General features: G+C 54.4%; 15 protein-coding genes. 1 reads left to right on the top strand and 14 read right to left on the bottom strand.

Annotated elements, in window-relative coordinates:
• Positions 1-633: 633 nt before the first annotated feature.
• The 6 genes from nikE to C173_RS20790 form a co-directional block, all read right to left on the bottom strand.
• Entirely contained in the window at positions 634-1,470 is an 837-nt protein-coding gene (gene nikE / locus C173_RS20765; RefSeq protein ID WP_051478244.1) for a nickel import ATP-binding protein NikE, read from the bottom strand.
• A 20-nt stretch (positions 1,471-1,490) separates the two neighbouring features.
• Complete coding sequence (locus C173_RS20770) at positions 1,491-2,315, bottom strand: ABC transporter ATP-binding protein (RefSeq protein WP_155991601.1); 825 nt, start codon at positions 2,313-2,315, stop codon at positions 1,491-1,493.
• Positions 2,316-2,334: 19 nt separating this feature from the next.
• On the bottom strand, positions 2,335-3,165 hold the full coding sequence (nikC, locus tag C173_RS20775) for a nickel ABC transporter permease subunit NikC (protein ID WP_036728004.1): 831 nt from the start codon (positions 3,163-3,165) through the stop codon (positions 2,335-2,337).
• A complete protein-coding gene (gene nikB, locus C173_RS20780) occupies positions 3,162-4,109 on the bottom strand; it encodes a nickel ABC transporter permease (RefSeq protein WP_036728006.1) in 948 nt (315 codons plus the stop codon). The genes nikC and nikB overlap by 4 nt, the downstream gene beginning before the upstream one ends.
• A 22-nt stretch (positions 4,110-4,131) precedes the next feature.
• On the bottom strand, positions 4,132-5,751 hold the full coding sequence (nikA, locus tag C173_RS20785) for a nickel ABC transporter substrate-binding protein (protein ID WP_036728008.1): 1,620 nt from the start codon (positions 5,749-5,751) through the stop codon (positions 4,132-4,134).
• A 263-nt stretch (positions 5,752-6,014) separates the two neighbouring features.
• Positions 6,015-6,374, bottom strand: coding sequence for an ArsR/SmtB family transcription factor (locus C173_RS20790; protein WP_036728009.1), 360 nt, complete (start codon positions 6,372-6,374; stop codon positions 6,015-6,017).
• A 141-nt stretch (positions 6,375-6,515) separates the two neighbouring features.
• Here C173_RS20790 and C173_RS20795 point away from each other — a divergent pair, with 141 nt between their 5' ends.
• Complete coding sequence (locus C173_RS20795) at positions 6,516-7,928, top strand: MFS transporter (RefSeq protein ID WP_235191973.1); 1,413 nt, start codon at positions 6,516-6,518, stop codon at positions 7,926-7,928.
• 89 nt (positions 7,929-8,017) lie between these two features.
• Here the strand turns inward: C173_RS20795 and C173_RS33400 are convergent, their stop codons facing one another.
• The 8 genes from C173_RS33400 to C173_RS20830 form a co-directional block, all read right to left on the bottom strand.
• Positions 8,018-8,185: a CxxH/CxxC protein gene (locus tag C173_RS33400; RefSeq protein ID WP_063829067.1), complete on the bottom strand. Its 168-nt coding sequence runs from the start codon at positions 8,183-8,185 to the stop codon at positions 8,018-8,020.
• Between the two features lie 102 nt (positions 8,186-8,287).
• Positions 8,288-10,084, bottom strand: a complete 1,797-nt coding sequence (locus C173_RS20800) for a M3 family oligoendopeptidase (protein ID WP_036728011.1) — start codon at positions 10,082-10,084, stop codon at positions 8,288-8,290.
• Positions 10,085-10,487: 403 nt separating this feature from the next.
• Positions 10,488-12,290: a thiol reductant ABC exporter subunit CydC gene (gene cydC, locus C173_RS20805; protein ID WP_036728012.1), complete on the bottom strand. Its 1,803-nt coding sequence runs from the start codon at positions 12,288-12,290 to the stop codon at positions 10,488-10,490.
• Positions 12,287-14,056: a thiol reductant ABC exporter subunit CydD gene (cydD, locus tag C173_RS20810; RefSeq protein ID WP_036728014.1), complete on the bottom strand. Its 1,770-nt coding sequence runs from the start codon at positions 14,054-14,056 to the stop codon at positions 12,287-12,289. The genes cydC and cydD overlap by 4 nt, the downstream gene beginning before the upstream one ends.
• Positions 14,056-15,069: a cytochrome d ubiquinol oxidase subunit II gene (gene cydB / locus C173_RS20815; RefSeq protein WP_036728016.1), complete on the bottom strand. Its 1,014-nt coding sequence runs from the start codon at positions 15,067-15,069 to the stop codon at positions 14,056-14,058. Before cydB ends, cydD begins: the two co-directional genes overlap by 1 nt.
• 3 nt (positions 15,070-15,072) lie before the next feature.
• Positions 15,073-16,461 carry a cytochrome ubiquinol oxidase subunit I gene (locus C173_RS20820; RefSeq protein WP_036728017.1) on the bottom strand — a complete coding sequence of 463 codons (1,389 nt, stop codon included), beginning with the start codon at positions 16,459-16,461 and terminating at the stop codon, positions 15,073-15,075.
• A 223-nt stretch (positions 16,462-16,684) separates the two neighbouring features.
• Positions 16,685-16,915, bottom strand: coding sequence for a cold-shock protein (locus C173_RS20825; protein WP_036699797.1), 231 nt, complete (start codon positions 16,913-16,915; stop codon positions 16,685-16,687).
• Between the two features lie 91 nt (positions 16,916-17,006).
• Positions 17,007-17,207: a cold-shock protein gene (locus C173_RS20830; RefSeq protein WP_019914582.1), complete on the bottom strand. Its 201-nt coding sequence runs from the start codon at positions 17,205-17,207 to the stop codon at positions 17,007-17,009.
• Between the last annotated feature and the right edge of the window lie 248 nt (positions 17,208-17,455).

Raw genomic sequence — 17,455 nt, forward strand, 5'->3', positions numbered from 1 at the left:
AGTGGATGCCGTTAAAAAGAAGCTAAAAGAGCTATTCGAAACACGCTACCCCTCTTTGCCCACACCGGAAGAGGCGTAACAGAGAAATCCAGTTTCTGGGGGTCGGGGTTCCCCCTCCCCCCAGAAACACTACATCCCAATCCGTAACCCGGGGGAGGCACTTCTACTCTTTTACACAAACTTCTTGACGCTACCGCGAGTCAGCACAATGTATGCTGTTTTTGATATACATTCGGGCTATGCGACTGCGAGTCAGCACAATGTATGCTGTTTTTGACATACATTCGGGCTATGCGACTGCGAGCCTGCACAATGTATGCTGTTTTTGATATACATTCAGGCCATGCGCCCGCATGTGAGCAGAATGTATACTGTTTTTGATATACATTCAGGCTATGCACTACCCAAGCCAGCACGATGTATACTGTTCCCTCACATGCATACTGCCTTTACTGGTGAAATCAGATACACTCCTGCTCCTCCCGGCGATCCGTCAGCCACATTCAGCAACGACGAATCATTCTAAATAGAAGGATCATGTATAGCGTGCAGCATATAAATTCTATATTTGAACAAAAAGGTGAGCAAGAGGCGAGACTGTAGTCTCCTCTGTTGCTCACCGGATTTGGATTCTTATTGTGCAGAGTCTCCTGACAGATCCGACAGACCGGGCAGCTCCCTGTGCCGGTTCCTCGGATGCTCCGCAAGCATGGAATCGAGTAAGCCCCGAACCGCAGGATGAGAGGACTGCAGGAACTGCTCCTTGCTGTCGTTATATTCCACGATCTTGCCCTGATCCATGACAGCCAGTGCGTCTGAGATCATACAGGCGGCCTTAATATCATGGGTGATGAACAGATATGACAGACCGAACGCAACCCGCAGCTCCCCCAGCAACCGCAAAATATTCGCCTGGTTAATCATATCTAAACTACTAACCGCCTCATCCAATACAATGAGCTTAGGCTTCAGCGCAATCGCTCTGGCGATATTGATCCGCTGCAGCTGTCCTCCGCTGAACTGGTAGGGCTGCTTCTGCATGTCTTCCGCGCTTAGTCCGACACACTCCAGCAGCTCACCTACCGCCCGCTTCTGCTCCTGAACGCTCAAGGACTCGTAATTGGACAGCGGCTCACCAATAATCTGCTCTGCTGTCATCCGGGGATTCACGGCAGAATAACAATCCTGGAAGACCACCTGCAGATCGCGGCGGATGGTCCTGCGCGCCTGCGGGCTCAGCTTATACAGATCCTGGCCCTGAATCAGCACCTGGCCCGCGCGGGGCGGCTCCAGCCCGAGAATAACCCGGCCCAGTGTGCTTTTACCGGCTCCGCTTGATCCCAGCAGCCCCAGGCAGGTTCCCTCCTCTATATGAAGAGACACGCCGGACAACACATTATCCTGCTTCGCAGGACGCCTCCACCGGCGGGATGCAGCATAGGTATGGGTAACTTCCCTGACCTCAAGCATGTATTCTGCCGCTATTCCAGTCATAGCTGGCCCCCTAACTGCGGACTAAGCTGAAGCAGCGGCCTTGCTGCCAGCAGCTCCCGGGTGTATTCATGCCGGGGATGATCGAATAATTCGAATACATCGGCGGTCTCAACAATCCGCCCGTGCTGCATAACCGCAACTTCATCAGCCAGCTCCGCAATGACGCCGAGATCATGGGAGATCAGCAGAATAGCGGTCCCATGCTCCTGCCGCATCCGGTCCAGCTGCCGCAGCACCTGGAGCTGATTGGTCACATCCAGAGCCGTAGTAGGCTCATCGGCAATGATCACGGAGGGCTTCAGGCACAGGGTGAGCGCCAGCATCACCCGCTGGAGCATCCCGCCGCTCAGCTCATACGGATACTTTCCCAGCAGCGCTGCGGGATCGGGCAGATTCACATCAGCCAGGGAGCGGATGGCGCAGGCTCTGGCTTCTTTTTTTCCCAGCCTCACATGTGTACGGATCGACTCCACGAATTGCACGCCGATGGTGTACACCGGAGAGAAGGCTGTCATCGGATTCTGCATAATCAGCGCAAGACTACTTCCGCGAAGCCTACGCATGTCCTTCTCCGGGAGTCCGTTCAGCTCACGGGTATGCAGCCGGATACTGCCTTCGATCACACTCGTCTGCCGGTCCAGCATCTGGAGGAGCGCCAGCGATGTTACGGTTTTTCCGCTGCCGCTGCCTCCCACAAGACCCAGCACACGCCCCGGCTTCAGCTCCAGGTTAACATCCTCTATGAGGGGCAGAACTCCTGCCGCTGTCTCCACAGATACCTTCAGATCCTTCACCTGCAGCACAACTTCCGCTTGTTCCATGATTCGCTCATTCCTTCTTTCAGGAGCCTCGTTTGATCCCGTACCGTTCAGACAGCGCCTCGCCCAGCAGATTAAACGAAGCTACAACCATAATAATCATCAGGCCCGGATAGAGCATCAGCTCGGGATGATTGCGGATGAAGGATTTCCCTTCGTTCAGCATCGCCCCCCATTCCGGTGTAGGCGCCTGGACGCCCAGGCCCAGGAAGGACATCGCGGAGATATCCATAATCGCCCAGCCCATCTCAAGCGTCCCAATCACCACAATCGACGGCAGAATATTGGGAATAAGGTGCCTGCTCATGATCTGCCAGGGGGAAGAGCCGCTGATCCGCGCTGCCGTGATGAAATTCCGCTCCTTCAGGCTGACAATCATATTCCGGAACATCCGGGCGAAGTACACCCACTGCACCAGCATCAGAGCAATAACCAATTGAGACAGGCCCGGCCCCAGGATCCCAATCAGACCGAAGACCAGAATCATACTGGGAAAAGACATAATGCCATCGCACAACCGCATCAGCGCAGCATCCAGCCACCCGCCGCTGTACCCCGAAACCACTCCTGCGAGCAATCCCACCCCTAAGGAAGCGGCAAAAATAAGCGAGGCAAAGCCCAGCGAGATCCGTGTTCCATACAGCAGCCTGGATAGATTGTCCCGGCCCAGCTGATCTGTCCCCAGAAGATATTCCCACGAGGGCGGACTGAGCTTCGCTGCCAGGTTCACCCGTATCGGGTCATGCGGTGAGATCCACGGGGCCAACAGGCCAGCAAGACCAAACAGGATCAGCAGGCTGCCGCAGATCATGATCACTCTCTTGCCTTTTAAACGGCAGCTTAAGTTATTCATCCTTGGCTGGCCCTCCCTTTACGCGCAATTCGCGGGTCCAGGAACAGCTGCAGCAGATCGGCTATCAGATTGCTCCCGGCAATCACACAAACCGAGAGCATGACATAGCATTGAATCACCGGAATGTCACGGTTAATGATCGCTTCAATGAAGTACCGGCCGAAGCCCGGCCAGGAGAATACCTGCTCTACGATAATCGCTCCTGTCAGCAGCTTCCCCAGATTGATGCCCAGTCCTGTAATAAGCGGTGCTATGGCAATTCTCAGCACGTATTTATACAGAATCACACGTTCCTTAATCCCTCTTGCCCGGGCATACCGGACATAAGCCTCCTTCAACTCCTCCAGGACGGTCGTCCGCAGCAGGCGCGCGTAGATGGCAATCAGCCAGAGTGCCAGGGTAATGGACGGAAGAATCAGGTGCTGCACAGACCCTCTGCCCTCCACAGGCAGCCATTCCAGCTTAACCGAGATGAAGAACATCAGCAGATAGCCGATCCAGAAGACCGGAACACAGGCGCCAATATAGGCGAATACCCGGATCACATGATCTAACAGCCGGTTTTTGTAAATCGCCGCTAGCACCCCAAGCGGAATGCTAACCACCAGCGCCAGCACGATACTGGCGGACGCAAGCTGAAGCGTTGCGGGCAGCTTCTGGGCAACCTCTCCCCATACGGGCATATTGGACAGGTAGGAATGGCCGAAATCCAGCCGGAGCAGCCGGCCTACCGATTGAACATATTGCGTCAGCAGCGGCTGGTCCAGCCCGAATTCATGCCGCTTGGCGGCAAGTACTTCATCATCCGGCTGGATATGGGCCGCTGCCAGATAGGCTTCAGCCGGGTCCACCGGCCCCACCCGGATCATCACGAACATCAGCAATGAGGAGAACAGAATGATGGGGATGATCGCCAGCACTCTTTTTCCGATATATACGCCCACTTAGAACCCTCCTGCGTGACTACTACTTCTTCTCAATACCATGAAGCGGGTATTCATCCCGGTTGGACGGGAACTTGAATTCAGCCACATTGTCCCGGTACACTGCCATCTGCTTGATGTAGGAGATCGGAAGGATCGAAGACTGCTCCTGCAGCGTAGTGAGCACAGAGCCGAACAACCCGGTACGGGCTTTGTCATCTGTGGTAGCCATACCTTCCTTAATCTTCTTGTCGATCTCAGCCTTCATCGGCAAGGCCGCCAGAGTATCCGAGACCCCGTAGCCCGGCTGTACAACGGCAGTCATGAAGGAATGCGGGTCATACGGCGCACCAAACGTCGAGTAGAAATTCATGTCGAACTCATTGGCCTTTCTGCGCTGGATGTAGACGGTCAGCTCGACGCCGGTGATTTTCAGATTCACACCGATACCCGCCCATTCAGCTTGCAGAGTCTCCGCCATGGACTTCATCGTCAGATCCGCCTTGTCATACATCAGCTCCAGCTCAAGCTTCTGTCCATCCTTCTCCCGCACGCCCACACCTGAAGGCAGCTTCCAGCCCGCTTCATTCAGCAGCGCATTCGCCTGCTCCACATCATATTTCACCGGGCTCACCTTGATATCGGCATAAGGCAGATTCGGAGGCAGGATATTGTCCGCCTTCTCCTCCAGTCCCAGCGTCACCCCTTCGACCATCGCTTCCTTATTGAAGCCCATGCTAAGTGCCTGACGGACCTTAAGATCAGCGAGCTTCGCGTTCATGGTATTCAGCACCAGATTGCGGGTTGCGATCGGCTCAGACAGCTTAGTGACGTACTTCCCGGTGCTCTCAAGCTCCTTGTAAGCGTCATAGCTGATGAGACCTTCGCCGTAGATCAGGTCCAGATCCCCTTTTTCAAAAGACAGCACACGTGTCTCCGCATCCGGGATCACCTTCACCACCACCTTGTCCACCTTCGGCTTCTCGCCCCAGTAGTAAGGATTCGGTGTAAAGGTTGCCGATTCATCCTTCTTATACTCGCTTAGCACCCAAGGTCCGGTTCCAATCGGGCTACGAATGCCCTTGGACGTATCGCCATCCTCGGGGAAGCCCGCCTCGCCAAGGAAGCGTACCGGCCGCACCACCGCAAGATCGTACAGTGCCGGATAATACGACTCTGTCAGCGTGAGCCGGAACGTAGTGTCATCAACCGCTTCTGTCTTCTCAATCAGCGGGATCATGCCCAGCCATGTGTGCAGCTTCTTATTATGTAAGACCGCATCTATATTCTTCTTCACCAGCTGTGCGGTAAAAGCCGTTCCGTCCGAGAACTTGACGTTGCTGCGGATCTTGAACGTGTATACCTTGCCATCCTGCGACAGTGTCCAGGATTCAGCCAGAGCCGGAACAAGCTTCCCGTCCTGATAACTGACAAGCGGCTCATAGATCATAGACTGGGCTAACAGCTGGGACGGATTATATAAATGCGGATTCATCGGTCCGATATCCCGGGGCCACGCCATTGTAAGGGTCTTCGCAGCTTGCGCGTCTCCGGCAGCCGATGATTTCTCCGTAGTATTCGCTGAACAGCCTGCAGCGACCATGGATATAACCAATAATACGAGCAGGCCTTGCAGCAGCCTCTTACCTTTAGATGCGAACATAGCGTTGACTTCCTCTTTTCTAATCGAGAATGATTATCATTACATTTTAAAATGTTACTGCACCTGACACAATTCTGTCAATGGTAACGGTTGTATGCTCTGTACATACAAGTGGAAACGGCTTTGCCGTCCTTTTAAAGGACGGTACCGTTTCGGCGAGAAATAGAAGGATAATGTATAGCGTGAAACATATACATTCTTATATTTTCAAAAAACCACCCCAGAATCTGGAGTGGCGATGATGTCATACGGTATATGATTGTTTATCCCTGCTCTTGCCCTTCCTCTTCCGGCTCCCCGAATCCCTCATCCGGCCCGGGTCTGACGTAAGCCTGCAATACGGAATCCAGCAGTCCGGGGAACCGCTCGTCCAGATCTTCCGTCCGCAGGGACAGAATGCGCTGGGTACCCTGCACCCGGGTATGAATGACACCCGCTTCGCGCAGCGTCCGGGCATGGTGCGTCAGCGTGGACTTGGCAATCGGCACCTTGAAGCTGTTGCAGGACTGCGGGCCGTGGTTACAGATCTCCGACACTACATATAGACGGATCGGGTCGCTAAGCGCATAGAGCACCGAGGCGAGCTGAATGTCCTTGCGGTCCGGATGATGGAGCTGCTTCATGAATAAGACTCCTTCAGAGTATATAATAGTACTTCTTTTCACGATGATTTCCTAATTGCATTTTACATTAGCGCATGCTATATTTCAATAGTTCGTAAGTAATCGAACAATACAATAAAAGAATGAAGGAGTGGCTTTCTCATGACCTCATCACCTGCTTCTGAGGGCGATCAAGAGCATTCAATGGCTGCTCCGCAAGCGGCTCTTCCACGGGAAGGACTGTTAACTCTGCTATTCAGCGTTGCTGTCGTCCTCGTTATTATGAACACAGCGATGTTCAATCTGGCCCTGCCTGATGTAACCGAGACCTTCGGCATCACCGCAGCGTCCGCCTCCTGGATTGTAACCGGGTATTCCATCATGTTCTCTATTGCCTCCATCACATACAGCCGGCTCTCGGACTTCCTGCCGATCCGCCGGCTGCTGGTTATCGGGCTGCTCACCTTAGGGCTTGCTGCTGTGGCCGGATTCTTCAGCACCAGCTTCATTTTCCTGCTGATTGTGCGTATTCTGCAAGCCTCGGGGGCAGGCGCCGTGATGTCGCTGTCCCTTGTCCTGTTCACCCGCTACATTCCGCAGGCCCGGCGCGGCAAAGCCATGGCGACGATTATGTCGGCCGTCTCCCTGGGACTGGGTCTGGGTCCGGTAGCCGGCGGCTCCATTGTGGAATACCTCGGCTGGACCTGGCTGTTCGCAGTCACTGCCGCCATTCTGCTGCTGGTGCCGCTGTTCCTGATCCTGCTGCCCAAGGAAGTTCCGGCTCGCGGCTCATTCGACGTTCTGGGCGGGATCTTCCTCGGCGTGGGTACCACCGGTCTGCTCCTGTTCCTGACCAGCGGACTGTGGGTCGCGCTGATCGCCGGCATCGCCGCGATTGCCTTATTTGTAGGGCGTATCCGCACGACCCCTGATCCATTCGTGCTGCCAGCGCTGTTCAGCAACCGGCCATATCTGGTATTGGCGCTGATCGGGGTTGCCTCCTACCTGTGCAGCTTCGCTACCCTGTTCCTGCTGCCGCAGATTCTGACTCACCGCTTCGGCTTCAGCGCCAGCCATGCCGGGCTTGTCATCTTCCCGGGCTCACTGCTGGCCATCTTCGTCTCCCGCCTGGTCGGACGGATGATTGACCGCTACGGCAACACCGGAATTCTGCGCTTCGCACCGCTGCTAGTTCTGGCCGCCACCGTATTGTTCGCCCTATTCGCCGGACAATCCTGGATCGCTGTCATGCTAGTCTACATGATTATGAGCCTGTCATTCACTGTACTGTCGAGCAGTGTATCGAATGAAATCTCGCGTATCCTGCCTGCTTCGCAGATCGGCTCAGGGATGGGGCTCTTCCAGCTGCTGCAGTTCTTCAGCGGTGCCTTCAGCGTCGCGATGGCCGCCAGTGCCCTGGAATGGCAGCGCAGCCTGCCGCTTCAGGCCGCTTACTCCAACATCTACTGGGGATTGTCAGTTGCAGCAATCGTGGCGATCGGCTCCGCCTTCATCTACCTGCGGAGCAGTCAGCGCAGCCCGCTGGCCGAGATGGCGAAAGCCGCAGACTGCTAAATCCGCAACTGCACCATTCGCGCATACGCCGCACGCCAAAACACCCTGCAGCCTTCACGGCCACAGGGTGTTTCTTATTCCAACCGCCCTCAGACGACCAGATATTCCGCATTTCGTTCACATTCCGCACATTTCGCCGGCGGGTCCCAGTCCGAGAACTCCGTCTCCTTCAGATCGACTACATCTGGTGCATCCTCGTACTCGTCCACAAATTTGTCGATGGCCAGCTCTACGTGTTCCTTACAGACTACATACATTCAATCAAGCATCCCTTTCTGTGCCGCTGCGGCGTAGACTTATACTACTGTTCTACCACACTTCCCTGCAAAAAGGAACCTCACGCAGCGCAAAATACACTCTTATTCCCGCCCCGCAAACTTCCGGACATCCCCGGCAATGAATCCGAGCGCCTCCTGCCAGAAATCCAGGGAATGCACATCAATATCCATCAGCTTCGCAGCGTCTGCGATGCTCCGGGTACTGGTCGCTGAGAGGAACTGTTCATAACGGCTCACGAATGCCTGCCCCTGCTTTTGGTACTGGGCATACAGCCCCTTGGAGAACAGCAGCCCGAAGGAATACGGGAAGTTCAGGAACTCATTGCCTGCCATATAATACCCGGCCTTGCTAATCCACTGGTAAGGGTGAATGGACCCGGGCAGCACACTATCCCCGTAAGCGGCAGCCATCGATTCCAGCATCAGTGCGTTCAGCTCCTCTAATGGGAGGGGACCGGATAACCGGCGGGCATAGAGCGCGCTCTCGAAGCAGTACCTGGCATAGAAATCGACAATATAATACCCCGCATCCGAGAGACTACGTTCCAGGATCGCATCCGCTTCCTCCGCAGGCAGCGAGTTCAGGAGTTCAACATGAATCAGACTCTCGCAAAAAATCGACGCCGTCTCCGCAATCGGCACCGGATAATCCATGTTGACCATCGTATATCCTGCGAGGCGGCTGGTATGATATGCATGCCCAATCTCGTGAGCCAGCACACTCACATCTATATATTGGCCGTGAAAGCTTGTTATGATCCGGCTCTCTCCAATCGGGACGATATCGACACACATCCCGAAATTGCCTTTCCCGCTGCGCGGCTCGGCATCAATCCAGCGCTCCCCGAACACCTTGCGGGCGAACCCGCCCAGCTCGGGGCTGAATCTGCTGAACCCCGCGATAATCATCGCCTGGGCCTCAGCATAGGTGACGCGGATTGAAGATTCCGTGCCAATGGGCGCAAAAACATCCCAGAACGGCAGCTGTCCCCCCGAATGCCCCAGCCGCCCAGCCTTCTCGGCATAATACTCCCGGAAGACCGGCAGGCTCTCCCGGATGGCCTGAAGCATCACCTCCAGTGTCTCCTCATCCATCCGCGCTGCTTCCAGCACCTTATGCAGCGGGGAAGCATAGCCCCTCAGCTCATAGATGGCTGCCGCCTCACCGGAGACAGCATTGATACAGGCGGCGCTCTGCTCCGCTACGCTGCGGCAAGCCTCATGCTCTGCTTCAGCCGCCGCCCGCCGTACCGCAGGATCGGGGTCGTAGACCAGATTCCGCAGCTCCGCCAGTGTCACACTGCGGGTCACTCCGGCCAGCTCCAGATCGGTCCGCAGTGTAGACAGCGTCTGCATGTACAGCCGCTCCCACGCTTTGGAGCCTGTATTCTGCATCCGGGCAATCACCGCTTCGCCTTCTGCGCTGAGCATATGCTGCGATTTCCCCTGTAATCCGCGCAGATAGAAGCTATGCTGCTCCAGATAAGCGCTGAAACGGAGACTCCGCTCCAGTTCATCCGCGCTTACCCCTGCCAGCCATTTGCTGAAGCGGACCAGAGCTTCACCCGCCCCGCTGGTCACCTCTTCCAGCTCGTCCATCAGATTGACGGCTTCCTCACACTGGCTGTCCGCACTGAATCGCAGCTCCGCGTAGCTGAACAGACGCAAATATAGCTGTTGATACGCATTATATTGTTTAAGGAACTCTTCCATCAGTTCTGCAGGAGCCTGCCCGCTAACGGGCTGCGAGGCCGACCATGTATTCAGCTCCCCGGCAAGGCTCTCCACCTGCCGGCGGTCCTGCTGAAATCCCTCCGACTCGAACGAGGGATAGATCCGGTCCAGATTCCATGTTAATTCGCATGTTGTTGATTCCATTGATTAATCTCTCCTTATTTATAATCGCAGGAGCCCTCCGTTATCACATGCTTCCACCCCGTTCTAATTGAACCTGACAGGATCATCCAGTTAAGTGTACCTTAATTTCCGGGGTTTGTCCTATTCACCGGGCATGGACACGATTACATCCGGCCAGAACACCCAGCACTTTCGCCCAATGTGATCGGTTTTCCGATTACATCCGACCCGCACACCCCAGCACTCGCCCAATGTGATCGGTTTTCCGATTACATCCCGCCCGAACACCCAGCACTCGCCCAATGTGATCGGTTTTCCGATTACATTGGGCGCACGTGCAAAAAAAGCTCTTCCTGCCCCCAGCGGGACAGGAAGAGCTTTTACCTTTGTACTCACACACTTACCTCGGCTCTAATCCTAGCCTCTACACACCATCTGCCCCATTCAGATATTGACCCGGGCGGTCCAGCTCATAAAGCTTGCGGTAACGCGGCTGCCGCTCCATCAGCTCGGCATGGGTGCCGCGCATCTCCACTTGGCCGTTCTCCATGAAAATGACCTCGTCCATCTGCTCGGCGCCCACCAGATGATGCGTGACCCAGATCAGCGTCTTGCCGGCCATTGCCTCGAACATCGTGGCCAGCAGCTCGCGCTCCGTGCGCGGGTCGAGGCCAACGGTTGGCTCATCCAGCACAACCACCGGCGTATTCTGCAGCAGAATACGGGCCAAGGCCATCCGCTGGCGCTCTCCGCCGGAGAAGCGCTGCCCCGCCTCGCGTACCGGAGTATCATAGCCCTCCGGCAGCGAAGAGATCAGCGTATCCAGCTTCGCCAGGGCTGCCGCCTGCTGGACCGCTGCCTCCGAAGCCCCCGGGTCCCCGAGCCGGATATTGTTCGCCACCGTGGTGTCGAACAGATGCGGGCTCTGGTTCAGCACCGCGATGAGCTGCGGAATCCGCTCACCGTAAGCCGCAGCATCGATCCCGTTAATCGTCACGGAGCCGATGGTGGGCGCAATCACGCCCTGCACCAGCTTGAGCAGTGTCGATTTACCGGCTCCGCTGCGGCCGATCACTGCAACCTTCCGCCCCTGCGGCAGCGCAAGGTCCAATTGCTGAACAGAGAAGTCGTCACCTGCCGCATAGCGGTAGCCCGCCGACTTCAGTTCAATCTGAACCTGTCCGCTGGCCTTAGCCGCCTGCAGCGCAGCGGCAGCCTGAGCTTCCGCTCCGGTACTCCCAGCAGCAGTTCCCGCGCTAAGCGGTGCATCTCCCGCTGCGGCTTCCACGCCCTCCAGCCGCTCCAGTGAATTCCGGTATTGCGGAATTTTCTCCACAGCCTCGGATACGGGCAGGAAGGCATCTGCCACCGGGAAGACCACCAGCACGAACGCCGCAATGAGCGTTCCGGCAATCGCCCCTTCAGCATACTGTCCAGCCGCCCAGTATAACAAAGACAACACGGCCAGGCCAACAACGGCCTGCCCGATGAACATACGCAGCCGTGCCCAGCGCCGCAGCGAACCGTCTATGCGGGCAACCGCCTGCTCGTCCGCTTCGTACGTATCGACGAACTGGCTCTGCCGCCCGCTGATAACCCAGTCGCTTAAGCCGAGGACAGCATCGGTCAGCTTTTGATACAACCGGTTCCGCTCCTGCTTCACCTGACGCTGACGCTTCTGGGTCAACAAGAGGGAGATCAGCGGTAATACGACTACCAGCACCAGCATATAGAGTCCCATAAGCAGAGCAAAGGCCACATCGAACGTCCCGAGCGCAATCATTGCCGCTGCATAGATCAATAGCGCGATAATACTCGGAAAGACCGTACGCAGATACACATTCTGTAAATATTCGATATCATCGGCAAGCATACCGAGAATATCCCCGGTACGGAAGCGCGTGGATAAGAACAGTGCCTGCGGCTCCAGCATATGGTACAGCCGGACCCGCATCTTCGACAGAATGCGCAGAATCGTGTCATGTCCCACCAGCCGTTCCACATAGTGGATGACAGCCCGGCTGGTCCCGAAGGTACGCACACCAACAATGGGGACATAGATCATCAGTATATTTTCCGGCGGAATCGAGGCCTTCGAGATCAGGAAGCCGGACGTGTACATCAGCGAAGACGCTGAGAAGATCGTCAGCGCGCCCAGCAAGATAATTAACACGAACCGCCAGAAGTAGGCAGAGTAATAGGGAGCAAACCATCCTTCACGTTTCAATGGATTCCCTCCAATTGACTTTGAATAAGCTCATAATAAGCACCCCTCCGCGCAGTCAGCTCGTCGTGTGTGCCTATTTCAGCCACCCGTCCCTGCTGCATAACGACAATCAGATCCATGTCGATCATCCAGTGCAGGCGGTGTGTAGCCAGGAATACCAGCTTACCCTCGAACAGCGGCAGCATCGTCTCCTTCAGCTCATATTCCGTCTCAATGTCCAGATGGGCCGTCGGCTCATCCAGCAGCATGATGGGGCGGCTGCTCAGCAGAGCGCGGGCCAGAGCCACACGCTGCTCCTGTCCGCCGCTGAGCGAACGGCCGCCGCCGCCGATCATTTCGTTCAATCCCTCCGGCAGCGAGGACACCAGCTTCGATAAACCTGCCGACTCCAGCGCGGCAGCTACCGCTTCCTGCGAAGCCTCAGGATAATAGAACCGGACATTATCAGCCAGAGTGCCGCTGAAGATATACGGGCGCTGCGGAATATAAGCCGTCTGCTTCCGCCACCCCTCATCGGTCAGCGCACTGACCAGGCTTCCATTGATCGTAAGGCTTCCGGAGGTTGGATGAAGGAAGCCGCCCAGAATATCTACAAGCGTAGACTTGCCTGCCCCGCTCTCCCCGATAATACCGATTCTGGCATATCCCCTGAAGTCGAGATTCACCCCTTCGAGCGAGGATACACCGTCAGCTTCATATTGTACGCCCACCGCATGAAGCCGAAGTTCACTATCATTGTTCCACGTGAAAACGGCTCCCGGCAGTTCTCCTCCATCGCCCTTCACCGCTCCCTGCCCACCCGGCTCCAGCAGCTTCGCCTGGACCGTCTCACGGTCAATGATGCTCTTCATCGCTTCGCCAGCTTCCTTGCCGTCCAGTGTGGCATGGAAATCTGCACCCACCAGCCGCACCGGCAGGAAATATTCCGGGGCGAGAATCAGGATCGTCAGTCCGGTAACCAGCGTCATCTGCTCATTGACCAGACGCAGACCAAGACTTACCGCTACCGAAGCAACAGACAGCATGGTGAAGAAGTCCAGTGCGAACGATGACAGGAAGGCGACTCGCAACGTACGCATAGTTGCTGAACGGTAGCGGTCACTGACCTTAGCAATACTCTCACTGTGGCTGCGGCTGCGTCCAAGATATTTCAGCGTCTCCAGACCGCGCAGCGAATCCACGAAGTGATTCGATAAGGTACGGTAGGACTTCAGCTGACGGTCCATCTGCTTGCGGGCCGTCATCCCGATCAGGATCATGAATACAATAATGATCGGCATCGTTAAGGTAAGAATAACACCGCTGGACGTATCCAGGGTGAATACATAGATAAGCAGCAGAGCGGGTGTTACCGCCATACCGACCATCCGCGGAATAATCAGCTCCAGGTATGTGCGGAACTTCGTTACTCCTTCAAGCACTAATGTGACCATATTTCCGGTCCCCCGGTCGCCAGCCAGCCTTGGTCCCAGCTGGAACAGCTTGTCCATCATCTGTCTCCGCATGCTGCTGCCGGTCGCTTCCGCGAAGCGGTACGCCGCCCGGCTCATCAGCATAGCGCAGGCATGACGCACAAGAAACGCAAGAAGGAACAAGAGCGCTCTAGCCCCTTGTTCCTTCAGCGGTTCTCCCGCAAACAGCGCAGAGACAGCTTCTGCCAGCGACTTCGCCAGCAGAAGAATGGAGAAGCTTTGCACCAGGGTCAGGAAGCCAACCAGCAGAAAGACAGGCTTAACTCCTTTGTACCCAAGCAAATTTTTATCCATTAGTATTCAAGATGCTCCTTCTCATGAACCCGTTTGTGGAAGATGAAATAACTCCAGATTTGATAGCCCAGCACGAACGGCAGCAGGGTCAGCGCTACAATCGTCATCACCTTCAGCGAATATTGGCCGGAGGCCGCATTCGTAATCGTCAGGTTGAATGCCTGATCCAGCGAGCTGATCATCACCCGCGGGAACAGTCCGATGAAGATCGATGCAACAGACAGCGCCATCACAGCACCAGTCATCCCGAAGGCATAGCCGTCCTTCTTCTTAGTCATGAAATATCCGGCCAGCAGATAAGCGGCTACAGCGAGAACGACTACAATCCACAGCAGCGTTCCGCGTTTATCGAAGATATCCGTCATAGTATATGTCATTACAACGAAGGCTACCAAGAGCGCCGCCAGTGGAATCAGCAGCTTCTGGGCCAGCTTACGCGCCCGTTCCTGCAGATCTCCAAGCGTGCGGAGCGTAGTGAACATCAGCCCGTGCACCAGACACAGCAGGACAACCGTAATCCCTGCAACCACTGTATAAGCATTGACGATATCGAAGAATCCGGCATACATCTGCATATCCTTGTCGATCGGCAAGCCCTTGATGAAGCTAGCGAATACCACGGCGAGCAGGAACGGCGGCAGGAAGCTGCCGAAGAAGATGCAGACATCCCATGTTTTCTGCCAAGCCTTGGAATCGCGCTTGCCTCTGAATTCGAAGGCGACACCACGGGCGATTAGCGCCAGCAGAGCAAATACAAACGGAATATAGAAACCGCTGAACAGCGTAGCATACCAATGCGGGAAGGCCGCGAACATGGCACCGGCACCCGTAATCAGCCATACCTCATTCGCATCCCAGAACGGGCCGATCGAATTGATCAGTATCCGTCGCTCCGTATCATTCTTGGCCAGAATCTGCGTCTCCATCCCTACACCGAAGTCGAAGCCTTCCAGGAAGAAGAACCCGACGAACAGCACCGCAATCAGCAGAAACCATAATTCATTAAGTGACATAGGTTAGCCCTCCTTGTTATACGGATCGTGGGATTCACCGTGTTCGTTATCCATAGCATAAGGACCTTTTTTGATCACTTTGACGAACAGGCCGACTAGCACTGCACCCAATATGGCATAGATCGCGGTAAAAGAAATCACCGAGAACAGTACCTGTCCGCTGGTAATATTAGGTGATACACTGTCTTCTGTAGTCATAAGTCCGAATACAGTCCATGGCTGACGCCCGATCTCTGTCATAATCCAGCCGGCCGTGTTGGCAATCGGCGGAAGCAGCAGTCCCCAGAACATGAAGCGCATGAACCAGGTATTGGGTCTGTCCATCTTTTTACGCCACATCAGGTAGATCGCGTATACCCCAAACAGTATCATCAGCGAGCCTGCAGCCACCATGATCCGAAAGCTCCAGAAGGTTGTTTTGACCGGCGGAATATAATCTCCTGGCCCATAGGCCACTTCATACTCCTGCTGCAGCTCCAGCATCCCCTTCACTTCACCGGAGAATTTACTGTAGGACAGGAAGCTCAGCAGATACGGAACCTGAACTTCATTGCTGTTGGTCTGGTTCTTCACATCGATATTGGCAAACACCGTCCAAGGTGCCGGGTCGCCGCTCTCGCCCCACAGCGCTTCGGATGCGGCCATCTTCATTGGCTGTGTCTCTACCAGATATTGAGCCTGTGCATGTCCTGCAACCGCAACGCCGAAGGAAGAGATAACCCCTACAATTGCTGCAATCTCGAATGATTTTCGGAAAAAGGCAACGTCCTGCTTCTTAAGCAATTTGTATGCACTGATCCCTGTTACCAGGAAGGCGCCTGTAGCGTAAGCGGCAAGCACTGTATGCGGAAATTCCACCAGCAGCTGGCCGTTTGTAATCAGTGCGAAGATGTCATTCATCTCAGCACGGCCATTGTTCATCTGGAAGCCGACCGGATGCTGCATGAACGAGTTAGCCAGCAGAATCCAGAATGCCGACAGCATCGTTCCGAAGGCGACCAGCCAGATGGATAACAGATGAATCCGCTTGGATACCTTATCCCAGCCGAAGATCCAGATTCCGATGAACGTGGACTCCAGGAAGAAGGCCAACAAGGCTTCAATCGCAAGCGGAGCCCCGAACACATCACCGACGAAGCGCGAATAATCCGACCAGTTCATCCCGAACTGGAACTCCTGCAAGATCCCTGTTACTACACCTACTGCGAAGTTAATCAGGAATAGCTTCCCCCAGAATTGCGCCATTCTTTTGTACTCTTCATTGCCCTTTCTTACGTACATGGTCTCCATAATGGCAATTATGAGCGCAAGTCCGATCGATACTGGCACAAAGAAATAATGAAAAATTGTCGTCGACGCAAATTGTATACGCGACAGCAGTACTGTATCCATATTTCTCCCCTTCCTTCTCCCCATTTCGTTATGTCTATTTTGTCAAATTCCCATCACTCAAAGTGTGATAATTATCACATTATACGCCCCGTTTAGGCATAAAAAACAATAAATTTGTGACAAATATCACAATTTTGCATTTAAAAGCAAAAAAAATAAGACGGTTTCACCGTCTTGAAGATGTCCTGCATATATAGTTGTCTTGACTCATAAAGGTATTGGTCTAGGTAATGGAAATACCTTTCTTAAGCGATTTGAGATCGCCATTTGAATTAAGCAATTGCGGCAGCATCTTCATGCTACGAACCATTGGGGAATGACAGAGACGGCAGGAAGGCGCATGTTCAAATGCGAAATTATCCCTCATCCATCCATTGCAATCCTCATTGGTACAGGCCCAAATTGCGGTATTTTCTTCCGGTACTTCCTCCAAAGGCTTTTTCCGGTAGTTCATTGCCGTTCCTCCCTTCCTTTATGTTGCAAGCAAGTGATGATAAAAAAAGACCGTCCCAACTTTCACAAGCGGGGACGGTACCTTCTATTAATTACAGTTTTACAACGTTTTCGGCTTGTGGTCCGCGGTTGCCTTGAACAACGTTGAATTCAACGCGTTGGCCTTCGTCCAAAGTTTTGAAGCCGTCGCCAGTGATTGCGCTGAAGTGAACGAATACGTCGCTTCCGCCTTCAACTTCGATGAAACCGAATCCTTTTTCTGCGTTGAACCATTTAACTGTACCTGTTTGCATGTGTGTTACCTCCACAAATTTAAATTAATATGTTCTTTTTATCTTCAGACAAAGAAAAAATTCACACATTGAGAAAGGTTGTAGCTTTGGTTGACAGCCCTTTTCAATGCGAGAATAAGGTATCAATGTAAGAACAATTTCATGTTACCACACCTTAATAACAAAGGCAAGCTGTTCTATCCTAATTCCTCCGTTTTTTCCCTTATAAGGACTACTTCCCAATGTAAGGGCTACCAGTCATAATAAAT

The sequence above is a fragment of the Paenibacillus sp. FSL R7-277 genome, from assembly GCF_000517965.1.
GTDB lineage: Bacteria > Bacillota > Bacilli > Paenibacillales > Paenibacillaceae > Paenibacillus_AQ > Paenibacillus_AQ silagei.